Origin of the sequence: Petrotoga mobilis SJ95 (assembly GCF_000018605.1) — a bacterium.
GTDB lineage: Bacteria > Thermotogota > Thermotogae > Petrotogales > Petrotogaceae > Petrotoga > Petrotoga mobilis.
Genome location: NC_010003.1, coordinates 1,987,888 through 2,013,809 on the forward strand (window position 1 = coordinate 1,987,888; position 25,922 = coordinate 2,013,809).

Consider the following 25,922-nt stretch of genomic DNA (forward strand, 5'->3'; position numbering starts at 1 on the left):
AGAACCTCCTCCTTTAGGAATACGTATATATATTATTATACATAATTCTACCCAAGAAGTCAACAGTGGGTTGCAGTGGGGGCGGAGAGCAGGGCGAAGGGGCGCAAACCTAGATGGAATGATTATTTTAAAAACTTCATAAATTTTAAAAATAAGATTCCGATTTTAAAAAAGTTCAGAGCGGGGTTTTTTAAGGGGGGCTCTCTTAAATGTTCGGGGGTTTTAGGGGCCGCAGGTCCCTTCCGTAAATGGGTGGGGAGCGGGGGAAGGGCAAAGCCTTTTGCTCATCCTTAGAGGGTGGGCTGCGGGGCGAAGGGGCGCAAATGTAGATAAAATGATTATTTTAAAAACTTTGTAACTTTCAAAGGGTTAAAGGGCGCTAATAAAAAGAGCGCTAATAAAAAGTAGAAGGCAGATAAATAATTATCTGCCTTCATTCCGATCAATATCACTTAACTACTTCTTTGGTTTATCTTTTGGCTTGTCTTGTTTCTTCTTTTTTTCCTCTGCCATGACCCTTCCTCCTCCGGGCAAAAGCCCTGTCAATGGAACCCTTATACCTATAACCAACACATATAATAATCTTATAAATATTATACCATACTAAAAATTAAATGCAATAGTTTTTAGCAAAAATTTTTGGCAACAATATCACTTTTAAAAAACTCTGCTAAAAATCCCTCAATTTCAGTCGATAAAAATAGGATAAACAATTACTTAAAAAGAAATATTAAAAGGCAATGAAAAGTACGATCAACCTTAAAGGGCGGGCTGCGGGATGAAAAGGGCCAGAGTCCTTTCTTTAGAGGGTGGGCAGCGGGGCGAAGGGGCGCTATTTATCAAGTTTTAGAACTTCTAAAGACAACTTCAAAAGCTAAGGAGGAATCCCATGTACGAAGAAATCTTTGAATTGATAAACAAAGGAGAAATAAACAAAGCTCAAGAACAAATAGAAAAAATATCCGATGATGACCCGAAAAAATACAACTTAAAAGGACTAATACACTTCAACAAAAAAGAACTCGAAAAAGCCAAAGAACAATTCGAAAAAGGTTTAACAATAAACCCCGTTGACACAGACCTATTATTCAACTATGGGTATCTACTAAAAGAAATGAATCAAGAAATGGAAGCATGGAGATACCTGATGAGGATACACGACAAAGACTGGGCAACTTATGACCTCTTAGGAGACATAGAATTCAAAAACAGAAGCAAACTAGCATCTTTAAGATTTTACCTAAAAGCGGCAGAACTAACAGATAACCCACAAATGAAAAAGAAATTCTTAGAAATAAGAAACAAGCTAAAGAAAGACACAAAGATAGCCTTCCTTTGTTTACCTGGCTTAGACAACTTCCTAAAAGACATAGTAGAAACCTTTTCTCTCGGATACAATGTCAAACTCGTAGTATCAACAGACGGCAACGAAATAACACAAGCGATAAAATGGGCAGACATAGTCTGGCTTGAGTGGGCAAATGACTTAGCAGTATTTGCAACTAACAAAGTCCCTGAAATAGCAAATAAAAAAGTTATTTGTAGATTACATGGGTATGAGGCTTTTAATGTGAATGTTCTTAACAAAATAAATTGGAATCTTATTGATAGGATGATTTTTGTTGCTGATCATGTTAGAGAAGATGCTTATGAATCCTGCCCCCAGATAAAAAATGTTCCATATACAATGGTTTATAATGGAATTAATTTAGATAAGTTTGTCTTTAGCAAAAGGACGAAAGGTAAAAGAATATGTTTTAGTGGACACGTTAACTACAAAAAAAATCCTATGCTCATAATCCAAATCTTAAAAAAACTTTTAAAAATAGATGAAGAATACAGAATAGATTGGGCAGGAGATCATCAGGATATAAGAATAAAGAAATATTTAAATTACATATTAAAAGATATGGGAATAGAAGATAAATTTACTTTTCACGATTGGACAAATGATATCAATTCATGGTTGGAAGATAAAAATTATTTTTTATCAACCAGCATTCATGAGGGTTATGGGGTAGGAATAATGGAATCTATGGCAAGAGGGATAAAACCAATAATTCATAATTTTTACGCTGCCCGAGGATTTTATCCAGATGAGCTTATATACAACACAGTCGATGAAGCAGTAGAAAAAATAACAGAAGAAAGTTACGACTCCGAAAGTTACCGTAGGTTTATCGAAGATAATTACACGTTGGAGGAACAGATTAATGCATTAGAAACCGCACTAAATACATTAGAAAAAGTCAACAAGAAAATAAATAAAAAAGTTGCCGAAGATCTGAAGGACTCATTTTTAGATTATATGATTCCTAAATTTATAGAATTTACACCATACACAGACAAATATATTGATTCTTTCGATTTTGAAGGTTCTAAAATTAGAATTGGAAAGGTAGAAAAAATTACAGATGAGATTAGCCTTATTGAATTTATAGTAAAAAATAAAAAGGGTCAACAATTAGCATTGCAAAATATTTGGTATAATCACTCTACTAAGCAAATAACTTTCCCAAATTATATCTCATTAAGTAAAAATAAAAAGATAATTCAAAATTTTGTATATCAGATACTCGAATCCAGGTTAAGTTACATTGGTAATATGTTTAGATTTCCAGGAAGTAAAAAATATTGGGAAGAAAGATACAAAACAGGAGGTAATTCAGGACATGGTTCTTATGGAAAATTAGCAGAATTCAAAGCAGAAGTAATAAATTCTTTTGTAAAGGAGAAAAGAATTAAATCCATTGTAGAACTTGGATGTGGAGATGGGAATCAAGTATCTTTGTTTGACTTTCCAAAGTATACTGGTTTGGATGTTTCAGAGACTGCTGTTAATTTGTGTAGAGAACGTTTTATGAAAGATAAAACAAAAAGTTTTTTCTTATATAATCCAGAAGAGGTAGAAAGCAACAAATCACTTTTTAAGGCTGAGCTGTCGTTGTCATTGGATGTGATTTACCACCTGGTTGAGGATTTGCAGTTTGATTTATACATGAAAAACTTATTCCTATCTGCAGAAAAATTTGTTATCGTCTATTCTTCAAACACAGATAAAAATCCAGAAGGCACGCCCCCTCACATAAAATACAGAAGGTTTACTGATTGGATTGAAAAGAACTCTCCAGAATGGGAATTATTCCGTAAGATTAAAAACAAATATCCTCAGGAGTCTCTCTCTGATTTTTTTATTTTCTGCAGACGCCAAAAAGGTCTAAACAATCATTGATAATGTAACGGTCATTGTCAATATATAAATTATTTATATTTTCTGATTTATATAATATTCACTAATCTCTCCACGACCTTTGAGAGTTCTTAACACTTTTCTTCTGAAAGAAAAAGGCAGGAATGTTCGAAGGCTTAAAGAATCAAGTTTGAGTATAATTGATGCTATGGCTAACCCGTTGAAGAAGTAGAAGGTCTTTCAAAAGTGTTGTACGAAAAGATTATTCAAAGATACCCAGTTATTGAAAGTATAATAAACTTACTAAATGAATTCAAACAGATGTTGAAATCAAAGAACGTTAAAAAAGCTGAAGAATGGATAGAAAAAGAACATATAAAAAATGCTAAAGTTTTTGGAAAACTGTTCGATAATATGTATGAAAATCCTTAGCGCTAAGGGAAAATCCTTGTCCAAGGAAGGGCAAGAAACAAAAAAATCACATGGAGGTGTATGAATTATGAGGATTAACCACAACATCAGTGCATTGAATGCATGGAGATCGATGGATCAAGTAAACCAATCTATGGGTAAAACACTTGAAAAACTTTCTTCTGGTTTAAGGATCAACAGAGCAGGAGACGATGCAGCGGGATTAGCAATATCCGAAAAGATGAGAGGTCAAATAAAAGGTTTGGATACCGCTGTAAAGAATGCACAAGACTCTATATCTTTGATACAAACAGCAGAAGGAGCATTGACAGAAACACACTCTATACTTCAAAGAATGAGGGAATTATCTGTTCAAGCTGCATCTGATACCAACACAAATGTTGATAGAAATCAAATTCAGTTAGAATTAGACCAACTAAGAGAAGAGATCGATAGGATTTCAAGAACCACAGAGTTCAACACAATGAAATTGCTTGATGGTAAGATTGAATCTTTCAGAGGTAGTGAAGATATTAAAGTTGTTACTGGAGGAAATATAAATGTTGAAGCTGGATTGATATCCGGCAGTACAGCAGTGGAAGGTACTTACGTTGTAGAAGTTGGACAATTAAGTGGTACTGAAACCACTGCTTTGGATGTTAAAATAACTCAGATAACAGCTGGTGGACAAACTAGCACCATTGTCACTTTGGGAGCTGGAGCAGCTACTATTGGTGGAATTTCATTTAAATGGGAATCATCAACTTTTGCTATCTCAGATTTTGGAGGGTCTTTGCCCAAAAATGAAATTGTAGATAGTGCAGTAGTTAGAGTTGAAGCAGCTAATACAGCTGCTAATCAATTAGTTTTGCAAATAGGGGCGAATGAAGGTCACAACATCGTACTTGGAATAGACGATATGAGTTCCAAGGCTCTTGGACTCACGGAGGATTCACTTAAAGCAACCGACCAAGACAGTGCTGAAAGATCGATAATGGTTGTGGACGCCGCAATTCACAAGGTAAGTACAGCGAGAGCTTCACTTGGTGCCGTTCAAAACAGATTGGAACATACTATATCCAACTTGGGTGTAGCTTCTGAGAACTTAACCGCAGCAGAAAGCAGAATCAGAGACGCAGATATGGCAAAAGAGATGATGGATTTTACAAAGCAACAGATACTCTTGCAGGCATCGAATGCGATGTTGGCACAAGCGAATACAATTCCACAAAATGTGTTGCAGTTGTTGAGATAAAGGGGAATTTGAGAGAGGGCCTTCGGCCCTCTTTTTTCTATTTATTATCTAATTATTATCTATTTATTATCTATTCCCACCCGCCGCCCTTTAAGGAGTTATTTCTTTGGTTAGAGCTTCTTTTATCTATTCCCGCCCACCACCCCTTAAGGTAGTTTTTCTATGATTGGAGAAAGCCCCTTAAGGAATTAAATATATTGAACAAGAATGATATAATAGATGTAGCTTTTTGATGGGAGGAAAGTTTATGAGTGCTGATAAAGAAAAATTGTTGTCCGTTGCTATGATCGTCAAGGACGAAGAGACTAATATTAGACGTGCCTTAGAGGCTATTAAAGATGTGGCTGATGAGATAATCGTTGTTGATACAGGTTCAACAGATAGAACACCGGAGATAGTTAAAGAGTATACCGATAAGTTGTACTTCCATGAATGGCAGAATGATTTTTCTGAGGCTCGAAATTATTCTTTGAAGTTTCCAACCTGTGAGTGGGTTTTGATATACGATGCGGACGAGGAGGCTTCAGAATCGTTTAAAAAAAATATAAGAGATTTTCTTATGAAGCAGCCAAAAGATGTTAATACCGTCTATATACCAACAATCAGTTATATGGATATTAACTACACAAGAACTGAAGTTGCTTCAACTTCAAGAATTTTTAGAAAAGGTACCATTGAATACAAAAACGTTGTACATAATCAAGCTAAATATAAACCAAAGGTCGTTCGAGGTAATTTTCCAATTCTTCATTACGGTTACATCTGGACAAGGGCTTTGAAGAGAAAGAAGTATGAAAGAACAGGTAATTTAATAAGAGAGCAACTAAAAGACGCAAAACACCCAATCGAGAGGTTATACTATTTAGTTCAGTTGTACAAAACAGAGTCTATCGGGGGGTATACGCATAAAAAGAACCAAGTTGCTTGGGAGACGTTGGCAGAGATAAAAAGGGTGGGAAAAGTTCCTGCCATAGGGCTTGAATTTTTGTACATGTTTGGATTGGACTGTATGTTTGCGGGTTTGAAAGACCTTGGAAGGGATTTGCTGCAAAAGTGTATAGATGCTACTCCTCAGTATCCTGACCCTTATTTTGGTATGATGGCTTTGTACGAAAGATCAAAAGATTGGGATGAGCTAAGCAAGTGGGGGGAAAAGTTTTTTAATGTCTTAGATGAAGCTATGAAAAATGTTGAGAATTTTGATTGGACTATTATGTCTTTCAAGCAAGTGCCTTTGGCGCATATTTTGATGGCACGTGCAATGTTGAAAAGAAAGGATTTTGAAGGTTTCAACAATCATATTTCAATTGCATTTAGTGAAGATGAGAACATTAATATTGATAAAAAGAATTTGTATGTTTTGATGAACGATATAAAAGAAAGTGTTGAAGCTAAAGATGAGTTTGAAAAGTTATTACCTGGATTAAGAGTTATGGTTGAAGGTGTAGAAAAATCAGGAATTGTTGTTTATTATGACAGCGTCGTTGAAAAAATTGCTGAATTAGAAGTTGAAGTCGATGAGGTTTTGTTAGATAAATTATCTTGTAGAAATGAACTTTCAAAATACATAATAAAGAAAATGAAAACATCAGAAGACAAACTTTTAGATTTTATAACAAAAAGTGATTATCTTAATTTTGTAGAAAAAAACGGTATACCTGGACTTTTGCTTTTTTATTCTGTTTTGCAAAACACAAAAGATACTGTTGATACGTTGAAGACCCTTTCTAGTTTAAGAAAGATCGAAGATGAAAAGATTCAAGGAGTTTTATACGCCTTATTAGGAGATTGTTATCTGAGTTTGAAAAGGTTCAAAGAGGCTCTGAGTCAGTATAAAAAGTCTTTAGAAATACTTCCTGAGCTTTCACAGTTTATTAAACCTATAATTGAGGATTTGAGCACGAAATTAGACCCCGAGATGGATGGGGTTTACGAAGAGATGTATACCCATTTTGCTTCAGGGAAAGAGTTCATTTTCGATATAATGGGGTACGTTGGGCAAGAGAACGCTGAAAAACTTTATCTTATTTCTGAAGCTCCATTGGCTTTGTACGTTTCGGGGGTATCTTTTATTCAAAAGGATGCACAAAAGGCTGAAACGTTGTTGAAAAAAGTAGAAAATATCGACGAATTTCCTTTTTATTATTATAGGCTTGCTAAGATATACGAAAAAAAAGATATTAAAAAAGCTTTTGAATATCATATAAAAGCTGTTGAGGAAAATAACAAACTCGCTGATTTGGCACTTGGTAGATACAGTTATTCTGGGCTTTATCCAAGTACTCAGATTAGTTTTATGAAAAGCAACGATGAAATGATTTGGGTAGGGAATATTTCCGAAAAGTTTTCCACGCTTGGAATCATTCATCCCATTAGGAGTTGGAAGAAATCAGAATCTTTTATGTACGCTTCCCCTTATCCTTCTGATGAAGCTTTGAGGATTTACGAAGAACGTGAGAAAGAGGCTTACAAGTCTGCTCCTTTGGAGATCAAAAAGGAAGTTATTTTAAAGGGATTAATTGATAGTGATTTTAAAGATATCAAGCTTCTTGGGGTTGATAAAGAGAAGTATGAAAGTGTTTTTGAAGATTTGGGTGTTTCTGTGAAGGATACTTCTAACAATCTTTTAATTGTAGGTGAGTTTGAGAAAAATTATGATCTGTCTGATATTTTAAAGAAGGCAAAGAAGGTTTTAGCTTTTGCGTATGTTCCTGATTTAAAGGATAGAGAGAACGTGGTTTGGTTTATTCCGAAGTTTAGGGTGCTAAGAACAACGAGCCAGTTGATTTCGTTATTTGAGAAAGAAGGGTTTAAGGTTTCAAAAGTTGAGGCTATTGATGGAAATTTGAGATGTATTCAAGCATATAAAGAGTAATTTTTTTACTTTCATTGACAAGTTTTGAAATATAATGTATAATATTTTCGAAAAGTGTTTTCGGGGCGCTTAGCTCAGTGGGAGAGCGTCTGCTTCACGCGCAGAAGGTCGTAGGTTCAAACCCTACAGCGCCCACCATCTTTTTTATACTTCTGTAAGTTTTATTCTTTCTGCATACCTTCTGGTACCTACTCACGAGACTAGAAAAATAAATTTTTTATTAAAGAAATATAAATATTTTTTTAATTAGCTTTCTTCAGTTATAGCACATCATCAAAACCTACCATGAATAAGTAATTTTAAGCATATTCGGCAAAAAAATTATAAAATTTTGCATTTTTGCCAGTTTTGTGTATAATCAAAAATAACCGAGTAAATATATTTATTACCATTTATTAGTAATAATGAAATATATTTCATTGAATTATTTGTTATGAAAATAATTTCTTGTTTTTTGATCTTTTTTAGGTATACCGGGGAAAAACCAAAAAGGAGGAGGTAACAGTGAGTAACTCAATTGAATTAACCCAAGAAAGTTATGTTGACAGCATAATTGAAAGGGTAGTTGTAAGGAATCCTGGAGAAACCGAGTTTCACCAGGCGGTACGTGAGGTGCTTGAAAGTATCAAACCGGTTGTTGAACTGTATCCTGAATTTGAAGAAAACGGGATTTTAGAAAGGTTAACTGAGCCTGAAAGGCAGATTATCTTTCGCGTTCCATGGGTAGATGATCAAGGGAACGTTCATGTTAATAGGGGATACAGAATAGAATTTAACTCCGCATTAGGGCCTTATAAAGGGGGATTGCGTTTTCATCCCACCGTATACCCTGGAATTATGAAGTTTCTTGCATTTGAACAAACTTTCAAAAATGCTTTAACTGGAAGGCCTATAGGTGGAGCAAAAGGTGGCAGTGACTTCGATCCAAAGGGGAAGTCAGATTCCGAAGTTATGAGATTTTGTCAAAGTTTTATGACTGAACTATATAGACATATAGGGGCACAAACGGATATTCCAGCAGGAGATATAGGTGTTGGAAATAGAGAAATTGGGTATCTCTTTGGTCAATACAAAAGAATTACCAACCGTTTTGAAGCTGGCACCCTTACTGGAAAAGGTGTAGATTGGGGTGGAAGTTTAGCAAGAACAGAAGCAACAGGGTATGGATTGGTGTATTTTGTTGATGAAATGCTAAAAGATATTGGTGAAACATTTGAAGGCAAGAAGGTGATAGTTTCTGGATCTGGAAACGTGGCTATTTACACGGTTCAAAAAGTTATAGAACTCGGTGGAAAGGTTATAGCCCTTAGTGATTCAGATGGAATGGTATACGATCCAGAAGGAATAGATTTAAATTCTGTAATTGAGATAAAAGAAAAAAGAAGAGGAAGAATAGTTGAGTATCTCAAAACTCATCCATCAGCAGAGTATAACGATAATAGTAAAAATATTTGGAAAATTGAATGTGATATTGCCTTCCCATGTGCCACTCAAAACGAAATTGATATGGAAGAAGCAAAAACACTTGTAAATAACGGTGTTTTAGTGGTAGCAGAAGGCGCTAATATGCCCTGCACGCCAGAAGCTATTGAATGTTTCCAAAAAAACAACGTTTTGTTTGCCCCAGCTAAAGCTGCCAACGCTGGCGGTGTTGCTACCTCTGCCTTAGAAATGACTCAAAATAGTATGTGGGAGTCTTGGAGTTTTGAAGAGGTAGATAAAAAACTACGAGAGGTCATGAAGAATATATACAGTAGTATAAAGACGACAGCTGAAGAGTACAAGAAAGACGGAGACCTTGTTTTTGGGGCTAATGTGACGGCTTTTCTAAAGGTAGCAAGAGCAATGATGGATCAAGGGATTGTTTAAAAATACCCCCTGATAGGGGTATTTTTAAAGCTTTCCTAATTCCTTGAAGATTTCTTTTACTACTTTTATGTCTTGGCTATGCTCTGGATCATCTCCAGGGGTTTCAAGGATCAGAGGTAGCTTAGATATTTCATCGAAAGAGAGGAAGGTTTTAAATCCTTCTCTTCCTATGTATCCTTTTCCTATAAATTCGTGTCTGTCTTTAGCTGCGCCCACGTCGTATTTTGAGTCGTTTAGATGGATCATTTTTAGTTTATTTAAGCCGATGTATTTGTCAATTTCGTCTAAGAGTCTTTGTACCTCTTCTTTTTTTCTTATGTCGTAGTTTGAGTCGAATCCATGGCAGGTATCGTAAGTTATGCCTAATCTTTCTTTCCAGGGGGATTTGTTTATTATTCTTCCCAATTGTTCCATGGAGTATCCTATGTTTGAACCCTTTTGAGCGACGTTTTCGAGCAAGATAGTTACTTTTGTATTCTGAACTTCTTTGAAGATGATATCTAACCCTTCTAATATTTTGTTTATACCGAATTCTTCTCCTTCGCCTAAGTGACTTCCGGGATGGAAGTTGTAGTGGAGTATTCCTAATTGGTCTGTGGCTTTTATTTCTTCTATCATTGCAGTTATGGATTTTTCTCTGATGTCGTCTTTTGGAGAGGCTAGATTTATTAAGTAGCTTGAATGAACTAAGACGTCTTCAAAATTTATGTTGAATTCGGTCATCGCGTTTTTGAAGCCTTCTACGTCGTTTTCTTTTGGTGGGTTTACTTTCCAAACTCGTGGTGAACTTGTGAAGATTTGAAAGGTGTTGCCTCCTATGTTTGCTGTGTCAGGAGGGACTTTTGTGAAGCCTTTTGAGATTTTCATATGTGCGCCGATTTTTATCATTTTTTTCACTCCTAATCGTTGTTAGTTTGCGGATTTGCGACCCTTCCCCCCACACCTCACCCATCTAAGGAAGGACCTGCGGTCCTTTATAACCAACAAGGGGGGAGGGCTTCACCCTATACCCTTTTAAAATTGATATCTTATTTTTGAAAGATGAACTTTTTTGTAAGCTACGCTTAGTTTTTATTAGCGCCCTTCCACCCCGCTCCCCACCCGTGAGGAAAAGTTCTTTATTTGCAGCCCTTTCCCCAGCTTCCCACTCGTGAGGAAAAGTCTTTATTAGTGTCCCTTCGCCCCGCACCCCGCCCATCTAAGGAAGGGCTCAACCCTTAAACGCTATCCTATAGCCATTCTATATCGTCTTGTAATATTTTTATTGCTATTTCTTTGTCGAGGTTTGCGATAACACCTACGTTAGCGAATATGTAATTTTTGTCGTAAGCGAAGGTTACGTCTTTTGGTGGTAGTAGTAAATCTTCTGAGTTTTTTAGCTGCTTAAGGCTTTCAAATATCTCCTTTTTGTATTTTGATCTGGATAATATTCCTCCAGTGCCAAATATGATTTTTACAGCGGTTAGATCTTTTCCCTGAGCCACCTTTTTTCTTCCGGTAGGAGTAAAGATGTAATCAATTCTTCCAGCATGTCTTTTTAGGGATGTTAAGAAACAAAACTTTGCCAAGTAAGTTGCAAATTTTTCTTGTTCGTCGTTTTGTGGATAAGGGGATATATTTTTTAGTATCTCTTCGTAGTTTTCAAAGTCCTTTTTTATTTGTTCTTTGCCTATCATTTCAACTACGTTATGTGCGTTTACGTATATTCCCATGTCTCCATCTACCGTTCTTTTGGAACGGGGTTGTGGAGATACCAAAATCTTTTGAATTTCTGGTGAGCCGTCGGTAACGGAATCTATATCCGTGGTGGCTCCACCAATGTCAACTGTTAGAACATCTCCATATAGTTCATTTAATAATTCTGTGGTGTTCATAACAGCCCCGGGGGTAGGTATGACCTCTTCATCTACTACATCATAGATTTTTTCCATACCAGGTGCATGAATTATATGTTTTGAAAAAACTTCTTGGATTATTTTTCTTGCTGGTTCGACGTTGAGGTGATCTATTTTAGGATAAACGTTTTCTGTTATGATTATATTTTTGTTCTTTTCTTTGAAGATTTCTTCTATTTCTTCTTTCACAGCAGTGTTTCCTGCGTATATTATGGGAATGTCTAATGGCAAGTTAGAGAGTAATTCAGCATTGTAAAGAACGGTTTCTTCTTCCCCGTAATCTACCCCACCTGATAAGAGAATCAATTTTGGTTTTATTTTTAAAATATGCTTTAAATGGCTTTCTCTAAGTTTGCCGGATGTGATGTATTTTAAAATAGCCCCTGCACCTAAAGCCGCTTCTTTTGCTGCCCTGACTGTCATATCGTATACCAATCCGTGGACCGTCATACTTAGCCCACCAGCGGCAGATGAGGTTGCTAAAAATTTTTCCCAACTTATTTTATCTTTAACTTTTTCTTCCATGTTTTTTAGTGCTTTTTCTATTCCTAGAGTTACATCACCTTTGTCAATGGTTGTATAACTTTCTGTTTGAGCTATTATTTTAACGTTTTTTTCTTTGAGCTGGTAAGCTGTAATTACCGTTGTTGTACTTCCTATCTCAGCTACTAATAAATCAATTTTCATGACATTTCTTTCTCCAAATCTGTTAGGAACTTTTTAAGTATTTCAACCGCCTTTTGCAAGTCATCCATAGACGCGGCGAATGAAAGTCTGATGTGGCCATCGCTAAAGAAAGCAGAACCAGGTACAACTGCTAGACCGTATTCGAGTAATTTTTCACAGAAGTCTTTGTCGCTTAATCCATAATTCGATATATCGATAAAATAATAGAATGCGCCTTTTGGTTTATCGTTTGTTAAACCGAGCTTTTTGAATTCATCGTACAAGTAGTCTCTTCTTTTTTTGAATTCTTTTACCATATAAGAATTGTCTATTTCTAGGGCTTTGAGAGCTGCATATTGGGAAGGTGTGTTTACATTAGAAGTTGAATGGGATTGAATCTTAGCCAATTGAGATACGATTTTTTCGTTAGCAATCGTATATCCGACTCTCCATCCAGTCATTGACCATGTCTTTGAAAAACTGTTGATCAATATTGTTCTATCTCTTGATTCTTCAAAGTTTGTCATAGAGGTGTAGTTACCGTCGTAAACTAGGGCGTCGTATACCTCATCACTTATAATTATAAGGTCATGTTCGATGGAGAGTCTTGAGATAAAACTCAAAAACTCTTTATCGTAAACAACACCTGTTGGGTTGTTGGGAGAATTAATTATAATGGCTTTTGTTTTGTTGGTTATAGCTTTTTCCAACTTTGTTTCTTCGGGGATGTAGTTATTTTCTTTCGTAGTTTTAACGTGAACGGGGATTCCGCCAACCATTCTGATTTGTGCGTCGTAACTGACCCAAGATGGATCAATAACGATTATTTCATCGCCTGGGTTTGTTATCAAAAAGAGTGAGTTAAATAGTGCTTGTTTTCCCCCATTAGTTACGATTACATTGTTCTCATTGTAATTAGTTGAGTATTTTTTATTTATATATTGAGCTATCTTTTGTCTGAGCTCTTTTATTCCTTTGTTGTCCGTGTATTTGGTTTTTCCTTCTTTCATGGCTTGGTAAGCTGCGTTTATTATAGGCTGCGGAGTATCAAAATCAGGTTCTCCAGCTGTCAATCTGACTATTTCGTACCCTTTGCTTTGTAGTTCTAATGCCTTTGAGTTTAACTCAATAGTTGCGGATGGTTGAATTGATTCTATTTTTGTAGAAAATTCCATAGGAACCTCCTCTCAGTTTTTTTCTAAAATGCCTACATTTTCGATGTGGTATGAGTGTGGAAACATGTCAAATGGTTGAACTGATTTTAAAGTGAATCCATTTTTTGTAAATAGATTGAGGTCTCTCGCAAAAGTTGAAGGGTCACAGGATACATAGATAATCCCCTTTTTTGCCATAGAAGATAGTAGTTGTATTTCTTTCTTTTCCAAACCTTTTCTTGGGGGATCTAAGATGACATAGTCAAATCTTTTACTGGAATTTTTCATGAGGTATGGTTTTGAGCTTGCTAGAATGAAATTAACGTTTTTAGTAAAATTTATATGTGAATTAGCAATTGCCGCTTTTACTGAGACTTTAGAGGTTTCAACAGATTCTATATGTTTAAAGAGCGGTGAAAAGTATATCGAAAAGAGCCCAACACCAGAGTATAAGTCTAACATAGTTGCGTCTTTTTGGGCGTTACTTTTGAAATATTCTAAAATGTGCCTTAATAGTTTTTGTGTAACGTTGTAGTTGTTTTGAAAAAAGGAGGTTGGTGGAATTTGAAATTTGAAATCATCAAACTCCTCATTTAATACTCCCTCACCGAGAAGAGTTTTGTAAGGGCCTCTTAGTACAACGCTATCGGAGCTGTTCATCAGGTGAATCAATGAATAAGGGTGGAAATTTTGTTGAAAAAATTGCTTTATCTCTTCTTCGTAAGGTAAATATTCTGTGTTGGTAACTATAATTACCATCGTTTGATTTTTGGAAAATGATCTTCGAATGACTAAGTGTTTCAAGATACCTTTTTTTGTCTTTTTGTCGTATATTTCGATATTCAATTTGTTAACTAGTTCTCTGAATTTATTTCTTATGTTATCGAATAAGTTTGGTGAGATTGGGCATGAGTAGATATCAAGAACATTATTTGAATTGGCGATATTTAAACCTAATTTTAATTTATTATTTTCCTGAAAGGTGTATTCCATTCTGTTTCGGTAACCCCAGATTAAATCGCTTTCGATTATGTCGTTAACAACAGAGCTATCTAACTTTCCGATTCTTTCTAACTGTTCTTTTACTATCTCTGTTTTTGATTTTAGTTGGGATTTATAATCGTAATCGAGCCATTGGCAACCCCCACACTCGGGGAAGTGCTTGCATTTGGAGGATACCCTTTGATGGGATGGTTGTAGGATTTCTTTTAGATCTGCAAATACTAAATTTTTATTCGTTCTTGTTGGAATAACTGAGACAAACTCTCCAGGGTAAACATTGTTTACCATGTAGATTTTGTCGGCATAACGAGCCATGCCGTATCCACCGTAGACTAATTTTTCGATGACGATTTTTACTTCTTCATTATTCATCTAACTGCCTCCAAAATTGGGGAATTATTGTCCTTATTAGCGCCCTTCCACCCCGCAGCCCGCCCGTGAGGAAAAGGATCATCATTTGCGCCCCTTCGCCCCGCAGCCCACCCATCTAAAGAAGGGACCCGCGGTCCCTTAGATCCCCGCAGCCGCCCATAAGGAATAAAGGAAGGGCTTTGCCATTAACCCTTGAATTTGCAGCCCGACCATTTACGATTTTTCGACCAATAAATTGAAATGTTCTCCTCTTTCTTCATAATTTTTGTATTTATCAAAACTTGCGCCAGCTGGTGAAAATACCACATTGTCTCCAACTTCACATATTTCACTTAGGTATAAGAATACTTCTTCTAAATTATTTTTGAAGATAAATTTAGAATTCAAGGGGTATTTTTTGACTTCTTTTTCCATTTCTCCGAATACTATTACAGCTTTGGCGTAGGTTTTAAGTTCTTCGATTAATGGTGTTAAGTCTTCATTTTTTGGGATTCCACTTAGGATTGCTATATAATGCATTCCTCTGAAACTTTTATAAGCGTTGTATGCGGAGTGAACGTTGGTTGCTTTTGAATCGTTGTAATAATTGACTCCGTTTTTGCTTTTTATCAGTTCCAACCTATACTTTAGTGGTTTAAATGAGTTTATTGCCTCTTCGATAATTTTTTCAGAGATCCCAAGATTTAGCGTCGTTACTGCTGATGCCAAGATGTCTTCTTTGAAGATGTCCAGTTCAAATATTTTGTTGTTGACTTGTATCTTTTTATCTTTGTATTTAATGTAATTGCCTTCAATCATGTTTTTAGAAAAGGTTATAATCCTTTCACTTGCTTGATAATCTTTTAGGTTTAAAAGATTTACAGCATCTTCGTTTACAACTGCCACTCCTCCTGATTTGAGGGTTCTTAACAATAATTTTGCTTTGGTTTGATAGTAATCATTTAAGTCTTTATGCCAGTTTAGATGATCGGGTGCCAGGTTCGTTAACACGGATATTTCAGGAGTAAACGTTTTTGACCAGAATATTTGAAAAGAGCTAACCTCAACTACGTAGTAGTTTAGAGTTTCTGACGCTTTTGCTAAGGGAACTCCAATATTACCACCCACAAAGGTTAAAGGATCTGCGAATTTTAATATATGTCCTATTAAAGAGGTGGTGGTTGATTTTCCATCGGTTCCTGTTATTCCAATAAAAACAGCTTTTTTGTTTTCTTTTTTTATATTCTGCCATGAATACTCTAATTCTGTAGTGTAATCGATATTGTTTTCAAATATTATTTTAGCAGCCTTACTGTTTGGTGGGATACCAGGGCTTACGATAGCCAAATCACAGTTTTTTAAAAGGTCGTTGTGGTTGGTTTCATATTGAATGTTGTTTTTCTTAAAGTATATTTCATCGGTTTTAGTAAAATCTTTGTCTTGGCTAACAAAGATTTCGTGATTACTTTTTAAAAGCTTTGTCAGTAACTCATTGTTACTTTTTCCGTATCCTACAAGGCATATTTTCACAGTACTCCTCCCAGTGCGACTATTCCAGTTAATATGTTTATAGTCCAGAATATTAGAACAATCCGTTCTTCGCTCCATTTTTTTAGTTCAAAATGATGATGAATTGGTGCCATTAAAAAGACTCTTTTTTTTCGTACTTTGAAACTCCCCACTTGTATTATAACGCTAAACATCTCTGAAATAAATATAAAACAGGTTAAAATGGTGAAAAGTTCAACAGAATAATATAATGCTAAAGAACCTAATATCCCACCTAATGCTAAAGATCCAGTATCTCCCATGAATATTTTTGCTGGTTTTATATTGTAGAAGAGATACGCTATTACAGGCAAAATCAATAAGGGAATGTGATTAAAATTAATACCCGCAATCAGTGCTGTGAATAGTGCTGATATTACATAAATACCTCCAGAGAGTCCGTCTATCCCGTCGGTTAAATTTGTTGCATTGGACATACCTGTTAGGTATATTATCCCCCATAAAGGATAGAAAAATTTTAGGTCTAAGCTTTTAGTTGTGAATGGTATTTTCAATGTTGAATGGTTGTTAAATATTGATATTAGATATACTATAACGATTGAGAATAGGAATTGGAGTAACAATTTTTGTATGGCTGTTAATCCTGTTGAATCTTTCTTTTTTATACTTAGATAGTCATCCAGAAATCCTATAAATCCAAAGAGTAAAGAGGCAACTCCAATTATCAGAAATAAATCTTCTTTTTGAATGAAGTAGGTGAGTAAACTTAGAAAAAAAATAGCAAGAATGAATAAAATTCCCCCCATTGTTGGGGTTCCTTGCTTGTAATTATGAAGGTCTGGTCCTTCTTTTCTGATATACTGCCCAAATTGCCTCTTTTTTAGCCATTTTATAAATATGGGGTAGAGAAAAAGTAAGAAAATAAAAGTTATTAATGTGATATAAAATATCAATCTTTCCAAATTAAGTCACTTTCCTTTAGATATTTGTTTATTCCAGTAGTGTTAGATCCTTTTATATAGATCACTCCTTTGGTGGTGTTTGATATTATTTCATCAATTTTTTTTAGCTCTTTAAAGAAGGTAACTTTATCATTTGATAGATAGGTGAAATTTTCTTGAGGATCGTAGAAATAAATCCGATCAAAAATATTTAAGGCTTCTGTTATAACTTTGATGTGGTATTCTTCGCTGTATTTTCCTAATTCTTTTATTTCTCCCATTATGATAATTTTAGGAGAAAGATTCCACTTTTTTATGCTGTTAAAAGCACTTTTAAAAGATTCGTAGGATGCGTTGTAAGAGTCGTTTACTATTAAAAGATTCCCACGTTTTATGGTTTGAAAACGATCTTGAGGGATGTTGATGTTAAATAAATAGTATGGATCAACTGGTAAATCGATGAATCTCAAAAGCAGCAATCCTGAGAGTAAGTCTAATATCTGACCTTCACTCCAATAATGGTTCAGCGTTACCATCAAATCTTCCTGTAGAATTCTAGCGTAAAAGGTCGTTGTGTGGTTTTCATTGTACTCGAAGCTTTTTAAAACGGCATCGTTTTCATCTTTTGTTCCAAAGGTTAGTCGGTTCAGATGTTTCGGTGCCAATTCTTTTAATAATGAGTAGTCTCCATTGATTATTAAAACTCCTTTATCCATGTTGCTTGTTATTTTCATTTTTTCTTCAGCTACCGTTTCTAAAGAGTCTAGAAATTCCAAATGTGAAGCCCCTACGTTCGTGATAATGGCAACATCTAAATTAAAATATCTTGATAAAAATTCAAGGTCTCCCTTTTTTCTAAGACCTTCTTCTAGTATGACGGTTTCTTCGTTGTTATAGTTGTTCAAAATCGATAAGGGTATTCCTATTTCCGTATTCAAATTCATCTCGTTTCTAAAAGTTTTGAAATAAGCTAACAACAAATAATACAAGCATTCTTTCGTGGTGGTTTTTCCAGTGGATCCGGTTATTCCAATCTTTAATTTGGCGTTTTCATTGATCAATGTTGAAGCAGAGATAAGCATTTCTTCTAGGACGCTGTTGACTTTGATTATTTTTTCTTTTGGAAAGTCAACAACATCTTTTTCAACAATTACGTAAGACGCTCCGTTTTTCAATGCGTCGTTTATAAATAGGTGTCCGTCGGTTTTCTCACCTTTTAAACATAAAAATACGTCACCTTCATTCACTTTTCGAGAGTCAATTTGAAAATTGTGGCCTTTATATTTTAAACGTTCCAACATTACCTTCCCGAACTCCTTTTGATTTTGTCAATTAGTTTTTTTGTTACTTCGTAATCGTTGAACTTAACCTTTTTTCCATTGGCGAAGAGTTGATATTTTTCATGGCCTCTTCCCGCTATGATTACTATGTCCCCTTTGTTAGCAAATCTTAGGGCTGTATCTATGGCGGTTTCTCTATCGGGTATAACGATGAAATGTTTATCTTGGTCTATACCTTTTGATACGTCTTCTATTATTTGGTCAGGGTCTTCATCTTTTGGATCATCGTTGGTGAGAACTATAACGTCCGAATGTTCACTTACAACTTGTCCCATTAACTTTCGTTTCCCCTTGTCTGCGTTTCCTCCAGCCCCAAATACTGTGATTATCCTACCTTCAGTTATTGATGAAGCGGTTTTTAATACTTCGTTGAGTGCATCGGGGGTGTGCGCAAAATCGATAACTGCAAAGAAACCTAGCGATTTGCTGCCTGGAACGATTTGGAACCTTCCAGAGACACCTTTAAAGGTGGAAATGGAATAGATGATTTTCTCTGGTTCTAGTCCAAATAGGGTTGCTATTACAAAGGCATTTGTTATATTGTAAACGTTGAATTTCCCTATCAAGTGGGATCGTATTTCATAACTTTTGTGTTCCTTTGTCTTGATCGTGAATTTCATTTGTTGAAGCGTTTGTTCGTAATTTTCTATCACAAAGTCTGCGTTTTTTTTAAATCCATAGGTGATAACTTCTTTTCCACTTTTTACGAAGTCGTCTTTGTTCAATCTGTCTAGATTTATTACTATTTTTCCTTCATCTTTTAAATAGTTCATCAGGGATAATTTGATACTTTTGTATTCTTCAAAATCTTTATGATAGTCCAAATGATCCCTTGTGATGTTTGTGAAAGATATGATATCGAATTTAACGCCTTCAATTCTTCTTTGATGGATCGCATGAGACGATACTTCCATGTTAATAAATTCAATATTATTTTCTTTGCTGTTTTTTAATATTTTGGACAACTCTAAAATACTGGGAGTGGTGTTGTATGGTTCCTTAACTACCTCGTCTTTTATTTTAATTTCTACGGTACTTATTAGCGTCGAGTCCTTATCTGATTTTTGTAAGATGTGATGAACTAAAGATACCGTTGTAGATTTGCCATTAGTGCCGGTTACTCCAAGTATTTTAAAATCATCTGGAGAGATGTCGAATAATTTGTGAGATAAATCAGCAGCAGCCTTTTTAATATCTTCTACGATTATGTATTGCAGAGAATCATTTGTTGGAATTTTTTCTTCGTCTTGAGCAATTATTAATGAAGCACCTTTATCAAATGCTGAAAGAATAAAATCATGACCATCGAAGCGGGAACCTTTGAAAGCGATGAAAATATCGTCTTTTTCAACGTTTTCACTGTTGTCTTTGATATCTGCTATATTCAATATCTCATTTTTGATTACTTTCTTTTTTATATTACCGTTTAAAAATTGTAGTAGTTTGTTTGAAGGGATTCTCATTAATACTGCCTCCTAAATGTTAGTTGTTACAATGTGGTAAATTAATATATTTGACAATGTATATAAGACCTGGTATCATATTATTAGCACTTAATATGCGGGAGTGATAAAATGGCTAAGGTGCTACACGATAGACAAAAAGAAATTCTAAAAACCATTGTTGAATTATACCTAAAAAACGATAAACCAGTTAGCTCAGACGAAGTTTTGGAAAACTCAAATATAAAAGCCAGTAGCGCCACTATCAGAAACGATATGCAAAAACTTCAAAAATTAGGATACATTTATCAACAACACTCAAGCGGTGGAAGAATTCCTACAGATTCCGCTTTGAAGATCTATTTTCAAATGATAAAAGACGCCTACAACCAAGAGGATACACATATTGATATTCCAAAAAAGTACAAATTTTATGATTTAAATCTTATGTTTCAAAGCTTGAGTGAACTAATATCCAATACTTTGGAAGGTTTGGTGATTTTTGAATATCCTAATCCAAAGTATGTATATATAACAAGGGTGACTGTTACTCCCTTAATGGAGACAAATAACGTCATTACTATTTTAACAAATTTAGGCTTAGCTGTATCCAGGACGGTTGAAATATATGGTTTGCCACCTTCAAAGGAATTGGAAAATATTTTGAATAACGGTCTTGTTGGCAAGTCTTTTCATTCACTTTTCATGTTTCTTTCAGCTCCAAAATTTGAAACAGAAGATCTAAGGGTGACTAATTTTATTGAGATTTTAGGGCATCTAACATCTGAGTTCAACAGAAAAAAATATATTATAAGTGGTTTGGAAAAAATCATCTCTCAATCTATCCCAGACTTGGAAGCTATAGAAGCGTTGGCTTCTATGGTTGAAAATGATACAATCAAAGAAGGAATATTTAAACTTTTAGATTTCACTGATGATATAGAAATATTGTTTGGCGAAGATTTAAACTCTAAAGCTCTAAAAAAAATGGTATTTTTCTACACTACTTACAAATTAAATGCCGATCCCCTTGGTAGGGTGCTGTTTATAACTCAAAAATACTGTAATTATGAAAAAAATTACTATTTTTTGAGAGAGTATATTTCGAGACTCTCAGAGATTATATCAAAAAATTTATGAAATTAGTATATAATTTTGTTTATAGACTTAGTTTGTTGTAGTATACAAACGATGTTTTTAAATGATTTTGACTTTGAATTCGGGGTTTTTAAGGGGCTTGCCCCTTAACGGTTGGTGAAAGGGTGCAAACTTAAAAATAGTAATGATCAGTTTTTAGGAGGTGTTTTTTTGAAATGGAAGAAAGAAAAAAAACTGAAGAAATAACAGAACAAGAGGAACAAAAAGAAATAAAAGAAAAAGAATTAAGTCAGGAAGATATCGAATCGTTGAAAGAGAAATTAGAAGAATTAGAAAAAGAAAATAATGAGTTAAAACACGAGTTGAAAAATCTAGAAAAAGAAAGAGATGAATTTAAAGAGTATTCTATATATCTTAAAACTAAATTTGAAGATTACAAAAATTTAGTGGAGAAAGAAAAAAAGCAGATAAAACTGAACACAACAAAAATGATAATAGAAAAATTACTTGTCCCATTTGAAAAGTTGAATCTTTCTTTGAATTACAAAGATGAACCCGAATTTGTTTCTGCTGTTGAGATGGTTTACAAAGATATGTTGAAAGTCTTTGACTCCTTGAAAATGAATTTTATAGTTCCACAAAAAGGAGATCAATTTGATCCATTCGAACATGATGTTGTTGACAAGTTTGAAACAAAAGAAGTGAGTGAATACTGTATATACGATGTCCAATCCATCGGGTACAAATTGGAAGGTGAAGTAATAAAACCAGCAAGGGTTATAGTGGCTGTTAAACCGAAGGAGAACGCCCCGAACGGGGTCAAGGAAAAAGTTGAAGACAAGAAAAACCCTTGTGACGAAAATGTTGATTCTGACGAACAAACTGCGGAAGGGATCGACTCAAAAGAAGGTGACAAATAATTATGGCGGAAAGAAAAGATTATTACAAAATCTTGGGAGTAGATAGAAACGCATCACAGGAAGAGATAAAAAAAGCCTATAGACAAAAAGTCAAAGAATGGCATCCTGATAGACACATTGAAAATAAAGAAGAAGCAGAGCGCAAATTTAAAGAAATTCAGGAGGCTTACGAAGTTTTAAGTGATCCACAAAAAAGGAAAGTGTACGATAGATTCGGCTTCGTACCAGAAGAAGGAACCGCCTATACAGGGCAAAGTAATCCAGGCGGTGGCATGGGTGATATTTTTGGAGATATATTCGGAGAAGGTTTTGGTGGAGGCACTGTTTCGGACTTTTTTGATATGATTTTTGGTACGGAAGGAAGCGGTAGTAGATCTTCCTCTAGGCGAAGAAACGTAGTCAAGGAACGCGGAGAGGATATTAATGTAGTAATCAGTTTAAAATTAGAAGAGATTATTTATGATGTTAAAAAGATTGTAGAATACAACAGGTACGAAGTATGTCAGCACTGTCATGGTACCGGGGCAGAAAACGGCACCAGTTTTGAAACTTGTCCAAGGTGTAACGGAAGAGGAGTTATTAGAGAGGAACAAAGAAGTTTTTTTGGAAGTTTTGTAAGGACTTATACATGTCCAACGTGTAACGGAGAAGGCAGAATAGTCAACCGTAGATGCCCTTACTGCGGTGGTAGCGGAAAAGTTTTGAAAAAAGAACGAATGGAAATTACGATACCTGCAGGAGTTCCAGATAACTATACCATGAGAATAAGAGATAAAGGAAATGCAGGTAAGAACGGAGGTCCAAATGGTGATTTAATTGTTCAAGTAAGAGTTCTTCCGCATGAAAGGTTTATCAGAAAAGGAGCAGATTTAGAAACAGAGATCACAATAAATTATTTGAAAGCAGTTTTGGGAGGAACCGTAAAAATTCCTACGTTAGAAGGAGACATAGAAGAGGAGTTGCCAGAAGGGACCAACCCTGGGACGATTTTACGGTTTAAAAATATGGGACTTCCAGAATTTGGTGGAGGTAAAAGAGGAGATTTATATGTCAAAATAAACGTAAAAATCAACAAACCATCGAGAAAAGAGCGGAAGATCCTTAGTCAACTTTTGGAAGAAACAAACGTTGAGTAATTCATCTTGGGGGGTATGAAGATTGAAATTTAATATCTCTGATCAAAAAATAGTTATCAAAGATTATATAATTATTACGGTCGGTACTTTGATAACGGCTATAGGGCTAGTTCTTTTCATGATCCCTTACAATATTATTGCTGGTGGGGTTAGCGGATTGGCTATAATATTAAACAATTTTTTTGGTTGGTGGGTAGGGGTACAAATGTTCGCTTATAATTTGATTTTGTTCTTTTTAGGGTTTTGGTTACTAGGAATAGGTTTTGGAATAAAGAGCATTTATTCGGCTGCTTTGCTTTCCTTTTCCACTGATTTTTTTCAACATGGTTTAGGCTGGGATCAACTCATTCCTTCATTGATGAGAGAAACAGGAAACGCTGGTCTAGAAATGAGCTTATTGGCTGCATTTTACGGAGCCCTGATAGCTGGATTTGGCATGGGTTTAGTTATATGGAAAGGTGCAACTACCGGTGGAACAGATATAATCGCAATGATTTTCAACAAGTATTTCTCTTTAAGTGTGGGTACCGGTCTTATGATTGCTGATACTGTTATAACCGCATCTTCCATATTAATCAGTCCTTTATTACCAATGTATGGAATAATAGCAATTTTTGTAACTGCAAGGACTATAGATGGGGTGATAGAAGGATTTGAATCAACAAGAACAGTTTTGATTATCAGCGATCATTATGATAAAATTAAAGAAGATATATATAACAAATTAGATAGAGGAGTCACCTTTTTAAAAGGAGTTGGTAGTTACACTAATCAAGAAAAAAATATTGTAATGGTAACCATTTCCAGGTCAGAGATAGGTTTACTTAAGAACATTGTAAAAGAAAGAGATAGCAGTGCTTTCATGGTTATTTTGCCAAATAGTGAAGCCATAGGATATGGTTTCAAAAAAATATCTTAACAAGGAGATGATGGAAAGTGGATGACCCCGGTGGTTTGTGGGGCTCATTAATATTACTGGTTGTTCTTTTATCTTTGTCTGCTTTTTTTTCAGGATCTGAAACTGCTTTGACTACAATAGGGAGATACAGGATAAGAGAACTGATCGATGAAGAAAAAAATGAGAAAAAAAGGAAAAAATACCAACATTTTGTTGAGAATCCGAATCATTATTTAACAACCATACTTATAATGAACAACCTTGTAAATATCTTAGCTACATCTACGGCGACAGCTTTTGCAGTTAGTTTAATGCCCTCTTCTCATAGTGGTGCCATTGGTTTAGTAACAGCTATAATGACCCTATTGATATTGATTTTTGGAGAAATAACACCCAAGGTATATGCAAGAGAAAATAGAGAGAAATACTTTAATTTTGCCTTTTTTACAATCTATTTTTTAAATCAACTTTTAACACCTGTGGTGTGGTTGCTTGTAAACATTACAAACGTTTTTATTAAGCTGTTTGGTGGCGAGACCATTACCAATGCTCCACCATTAATCACAGAGGACGAAATAATTTCTTACTTGGACATAGGGCATGAAGAAGGGGTAATTGAGAAAAGTGAAAAGTACCTGATGCAAAGAAGTCTAGAGATGAAGGATACCTCTGTCAAAGAAATTATGACTCCAAGAGTTGATATATTAGCGATTGAGGATACAAAAACCATGGAAGAGTTGATAAAGATAATAAATGAAGAAGGGTACTCGAGGATTCCTGTTTTCAAGGAAACGTTGGACAATGTAATTGGCATAGTTTACGCAAAAGATATTTTCAAAAAGCTCGATGAGGTAAAAGATTTTACCAAACTGCAAAAATTAAGAGTTGTAGAAATTATGCATAAACCATTCTTTGTACCCATAACGATGAAAATAAGAGATGTTTTTAGGCTGTTTTTGAATAATCATACACATATGGCTATAGTTGTTGATGAATATGGAGGAACCGCTGGATTAGTTACTTTAGAAGATATAATAGAAGAAATGACCGGAGAAATTTTTGATGAGTACGATGACTACAGCGATGAAACTAATATAATAAGAGTAGCAGAAAATGTTATACTAGTTGATGGCACAACACCAATTAATGACGTTGAAAGAGAGTTGGACATAGAATTTCCAGAAACTGAGTTTGAAACCATTGGTGGATTTTTACTTGAAAGGTTCAAAAGATTTCCTAAACCTGGAGAAATATATTATATTGAAAATATTGAATTCGAAATTGTTTCCGTAACTATCAATAAGATAGATAAAGTTAAAATAACTGTACATCCAAAAATGCAAACAGAAAACCAAGAAGGGACTGGTAAAGAGAAAGATGAATGATAAAACTATTGTTGAAAAATTGTATGAAGAAGCTATGAAAGCAAGAGAAAATGCATATGCCCCTTATTCTAATTTTAAGGTTGGAGCATGTTTGTTATCAGATGATGGAGAAATATTTTCAGGTTGTAACGTAGAAAATGCTTCTTATGGGTTATCTATATGTGCCGAAAGGAACGCAATATTTTCTGCTGTTGCCAAGGGCAAACGTGAATTCAAAGCCATGTTAGTCGTTGCAGAAGGAGAGGCACCTGTAAAACCATGTGGGGCATGTAGGCAAGTAATGGCTGAGTTCGGAGATTTCGACGTTTATCTAGCAAATACGAAGGGGAAAATAGAAAAAACAAGGGTAAGTGAGTTACTACCAAATGCCTTTAGCCCCAAAGATCTGTGAAAGATCTAAACATCCGTTTCATAAAGTAGGCTAGTAGGAGTTGAGACTAAGTCTTCTATTTTTCCTTATGCTTGGGAAGCGGGCGCATCTTTCAAAAATAAGATTTTGATTTTAAAATGGGTTCCAGGGCGGAGCCCTGCTTGCTGCAGTATGCAAACCATTTTTTTAAATAATTTTGACCTTGAATTTGGGGT

At 35.0% G+C, this 25,922-nt stretch carries 19 protein-coding genes and 1 tRNA gene; 12 read left to right on the forward strand and 8 right to left on the reverse strand.

What is annotated here, in order from left to right; genetic code table 11:
• The first annotated feature begins 889 nt into the window (after positions 1 to 889).
• From PMOB_RS10350 to gdhA, 6 genes are all read left to right on the forward strand, one after another.
• A complete protein-coding gene (locus PMOB_RS10350) occupies positions 890 to 3,232 on the forward strand; it encodes a glycosyltransferase (RefSeq protein WP_012209595.1) in 2,343 nt (780 codons plus the stop codon).
• Positions 3,233 to 3,436: 204 nt separating this feature from the next.
• Positions 3,437 to 3,622 carry a hypothetical protein gene (locus PMOB_RS09295; RefSeq protein WP_012209596.1) on the forward strand — a complete coding sequence of 62 codons (186 nt, stop codon included), beginning with the start codon at positions 3,437 to 3,439 and terminating at the stop codon, positions 3,620 to 3,622.
• 67 nt (positions 3,623 to 3,689) lie between these two features.
• On the forward strand, positions 3,690 to 4,856 hold the full coding sequence (locus PMOB_RS11060; protein ID WP_012209597.1) for a flagellin: 1,167 nt from the start codon (positions 3,690 to 3,692) through the stop codon (positions 4,854 to 4,856).
• A 247-nt stretch (positions 4,857 to 5,103) separates the two neighbouring features.
• A complete protein-coding gene (locus PMOB_RS09305; protein ID WP_012209598.1) occupies positions 5,104 to 7,731 on the forward strand; it encodes a tetratricopeptide repeat-containing glycosyltransferase family 2 protein in 2,628 nt (875 codons plus the stop codon).
• Positions 7,732 to 7,794: 63 nt separating this feature from the next.
• Positions 7,795 to 7,869 (forward strand) — tRNA-Val (locus PMOB_RS09310).
• Positions 7,870 to 8,235: 366 nt separating this feature from the next.
• Positions 8,236 to 9,600 carry an NADP-specific glutamate dehydrogenase gene (gdhA, locus tag PMOB_RS09315; RefSeq protein WP_012209599.1) on the forward strand — a complete coding sequence of 455 codons (1,365 nt, stop codon included), beginning with the start codon at positions 8,236 to 8,238 and terminating at the stop codon, positions 9,598 to 9,600.
• A 24-nt stretch (positions 9,601 to 9,624) separates the two neighbouring features.
• Here the strand turns inward: gdhA and PMOB_RS09320 are convergent, their stop codons facing one another.
• The 8 genes from PMOB_RS09320 to PMOB_RS09360 all read right to left on the reverse strand — a co-directional run bounded on the left by PMOB_RS09320 (position 9,625) and on the right by PMOB_RS09360 (position 19,921).
• A complete protein-coding gene (locus PMOB_RS09320; RefSeq protein WP_012209600.1) occupies positions 9,625 to 10,488 on the reverse strand; it encodes a deoxyribonuclease IV in 864 nt (287 codons plus the stop codon).
• Between the two features lie 341 nt (positions 10,489 to 10,829).
• Positions 10,830 to 12,182, reverse strand: a complete 1,353-nt coding sequence (locus PMOB_RS09330; protein ID WP_012209602.1) for a GlmL-related ornithine degradation protein — start codon at positions 12,180 to 12,182, stop codon at positions 10,830 to 10,832.
• The gene (gene aspC, locus PMOB_RS09335; RefSeq protein WP_012209603.1) at positions 12,179 to 13,336 is read right to left on the reverse strand and encodes an aspartate aminotransferase; all 1,158 of its coding nucleotides are present in this window, start codon (positions 13,334 to 13,336) and stop codon (positions 12,179 to 12,181) included. The genes PMOB_RS09330 and aspC overlap by 4 nt, the downstream gene beginning before the upstream one ends.
• 12 nt (positions 13,337 to 13,348) lie before the next feature.
• The gene (rlmD, locus tag PMOB_RS09340) at positions 13,349 to 14,689 is read right to left on the reverse strand and encodes a 23S rRNA (uracil(1939)-C(5))-methyltransferase RlmD (protein ID WP_012209604.1); all 1,341 of its coding nucleotides are present in this window, start codon (positions 14,687 to 14,689) and stop codon (positions 13,349 to 13,351) included.
• Positions 14,690 to 14,902: 213 nt separating this feature from the next.
• Positions 14,903 to 16,198: a UDP-N-acetylmuramoyl-L-alanine--D-glutamate ligase gene (gene murD, locus PMOB_RS09345; protein WP_012209605.1), complete on the reverse strand. Its 1,296-nt coding sequence runs from the start codon at positions 16,196 to 16,198 to the stop codon at positions 14,903 to 14,905.
• Positions 16,195 to 17,118 carry a phospho-N-acetylmuramoyl-pentapeptide-transferase gene (mraY, locus tag PMOB_RS09350; protein WP_041534439.1) on the reverse strand — a complete coding sequence of 308 codons (924 nt, stop codon included), beginning with the start codon at positions 17,116 to 17,118 and terminating at the stop codon, positions 16,195 to 16,197. Before mraY ends, murD begins: the two co-directional genes overlap by 4 nt.
• Before the next feature lie 8 nt (positions 17,119 to 17,126).
• Positions 17,127 to 18,419: a UDP-N-acetylmuramoyl-tripeptide--D-alanyl-D-alanine ligase gene (gene murF / locus PMOB_RS09355; protein WP_012209607.1), complete on the reverse strand. Its 1,293-nt coding sequence runs from the start codon at positions 18,417 to 18,419 to the stop codon at positions 17,127 to 17,129.
• Complete coding sequence (locus tag PMOB_RS09360; protein WP_012209608.1) at positions 18,419 to 19,921, reverse strand: UDP-N-acetylmuramoyl-L-alanyl-D-glutamate--2,6-diaminopimelate ligase; 1,503 nt, start codon at positions 19,919 to 19,921, stop codon at positions 18,419 to 18,421. Before PMOB_RS09360 ends, murF begins: the two co-directional genes overlap by 1 nt.
• Positions 19,922 to 20,032: 111 nt before the next feature.
• Here PMOB_RS09360 and PMOB_RS09365 point away from each other — a divergent pair, with 111 nt between their 5' ends.
• The 6 genes from PMOB_RS09365 (at position 20,033) to cdd (ending at position 25,728) form a co-directional block, all read left to right on the forward strand.
• Positions 20,033 to 21,040 carry an HrcA family transcriptional regulator gene (locus tag PMOB_RS09365; RefSeq protein ID WP_012209609.1) on the forward strand — a complete coding sequence of 336 codons (1,008 nt, stop codon included), beginning with the start codon at positions 20,033 to 20,035 and terminating at the stop codon, positions 21,038 to 21,040.
• Positions 21,041 to 21,213: 173 nt separating this feature from the next.
• Positions 21,214 to 21,918: a nucleotide exchange factor GrpE gene (locus PMOB_RS09370; protein WP_012209610.1), complete on the forward strand. Its 705-nt coding sequence runs from the start codon at positions 21,214 to 21,216 to the stop codon at positions 21,916 to 21,918.
• Positions 21,918 to 23,054, forward strand: coding sequence for a molecular chaperone DnaJ (gene dnaJ / locus PMOB_RS09375; protein ID WP_121515548.1), 1,137 nt, complete (start codon positions 21,918 to 21,920; stop codon positions 23,052 to 23,054). Before PMOB_RS09370 ends, dnaJ begins: the two co-directional genes overlap by 1 nt.
• Before the next feature lie 22 nt (positions 23,055 to 23,076).
• On the forward strand, positions 23,077 to 23,973 hold the full coding sequence (locus tag PMOB_RS09380; RefSeq protein ID WP_012209612.1) for a YitT family protein: 897 nt from the start codon (positions 23,077 to 23,079) through the stop codon (positions 23,971 to 23,973).
• Between the two features lie 17 nt (positions 23,974 to 23,990).
• Positions 23,991 to 25,337 carry a hemolysin family protein gene (locus PMOB_RS09385; protein WP_012209613.1) on the forward strand — a complete coding sequence of 449 codons (1,347 nt, stop codon included), beginning with the start codon at positions 23,991 to 23,993 and terminating at the stop codon, positions 25,335 to 25,337.
• On the forward strand, positions 25,330 to 25,728 hold the full coding sequence (gene cdd / locus PMOB_RS09390) for a cytidine deaminase (RefSeq protein WP_012209614.1): 399 nt from the start codon (positions 25,330 to 25,332) through the stop codon (positions 25,726 to 25,728). Before PMOB_RS09385 ends, cdd begins: the two co-directional genes overlap by 8 nt.
• Positions 25,729 to 25,922: the final 194 nt, after the last annotated feature.

Coding starts and splice junctions, on each gene's coding strand:
- PMOB_RS10350 (WP_012209595.1), top strand. CDS start 890: ATGTACGAAGAAATCTTTGAATTGATAAACAAAGGAGAAATAAACAAA.
- PMOB_RS11060 (WP_012209597.1), top strand. CDS start 3,690: ATGAGGATTAACCACAACATCAGTGCATTGAATGCATGGAGATCGATG.
- PMOB_RS09305 (WP_012209598.1), top strand. CDS start 5,104: ATGAGTGCTGATAAAGAAAAATTGTTGTCCGTTGCTATGATCGTCAAG.
- PMOB_RS09320 (WP_012209600.1), bottom strand. CDS start 10,488: ATGATAAAAATCGGCGCACATATGAAAATCTCAAAAGGCTTCACAAAA.
- PMOB_RS09330 (WP_012209602.1), bottom strand. CDS start 12,182: ATGAAAATTGATTTATTAGTAGCTGAGATAGGAAGTACAACAACGGTA.
- aspC (WP_012209603.1), bottom strand. CDS start 13,336: ATGGAATTTTCTACAAAAATAGAATCAATTCAACCATCCGCAACTATT.
- rlmD (WP_012209604.1), bottom strand. CDS start 14,689: ATGAATAATGAAGAAGTAAAAATCGTCATCGAAAAATTAGTCTACGGT.
- murF (WP_012209607.1), bottom strand. CDS start 18,419: ATGTTGGAACGTTTAAAATATAAAGGCCACAATTTTCAAATTGACTCT.
- PMOB_RS09360 (WP_012209608.1), bottom strand. CDS start 19,921: ATGAGAATCCCTTCAAACAAACTACTACAATTTTTAAACGGTAATATA.
- PMOB_RS09365 (WP_012209609.1), top strand. CDS start 20,033: ATGGCTAAGGTGCTACACGATAGACAAAAAGAAATTCTAAAAACCATT.
- PMOB_RS09370 (WP_012209610.1), top strand. CDS start 21,214: ATGGAAGAAAGAAAAAAAACTGAAGAAATAACAGAACAAGAGGAACAA.
- cdd (WP_012209614.1), top strand. CDS start 25,330: ATGAATGATAAAACTATTGTTGAAAAATTGTATGAAGAAGCTATGAAA.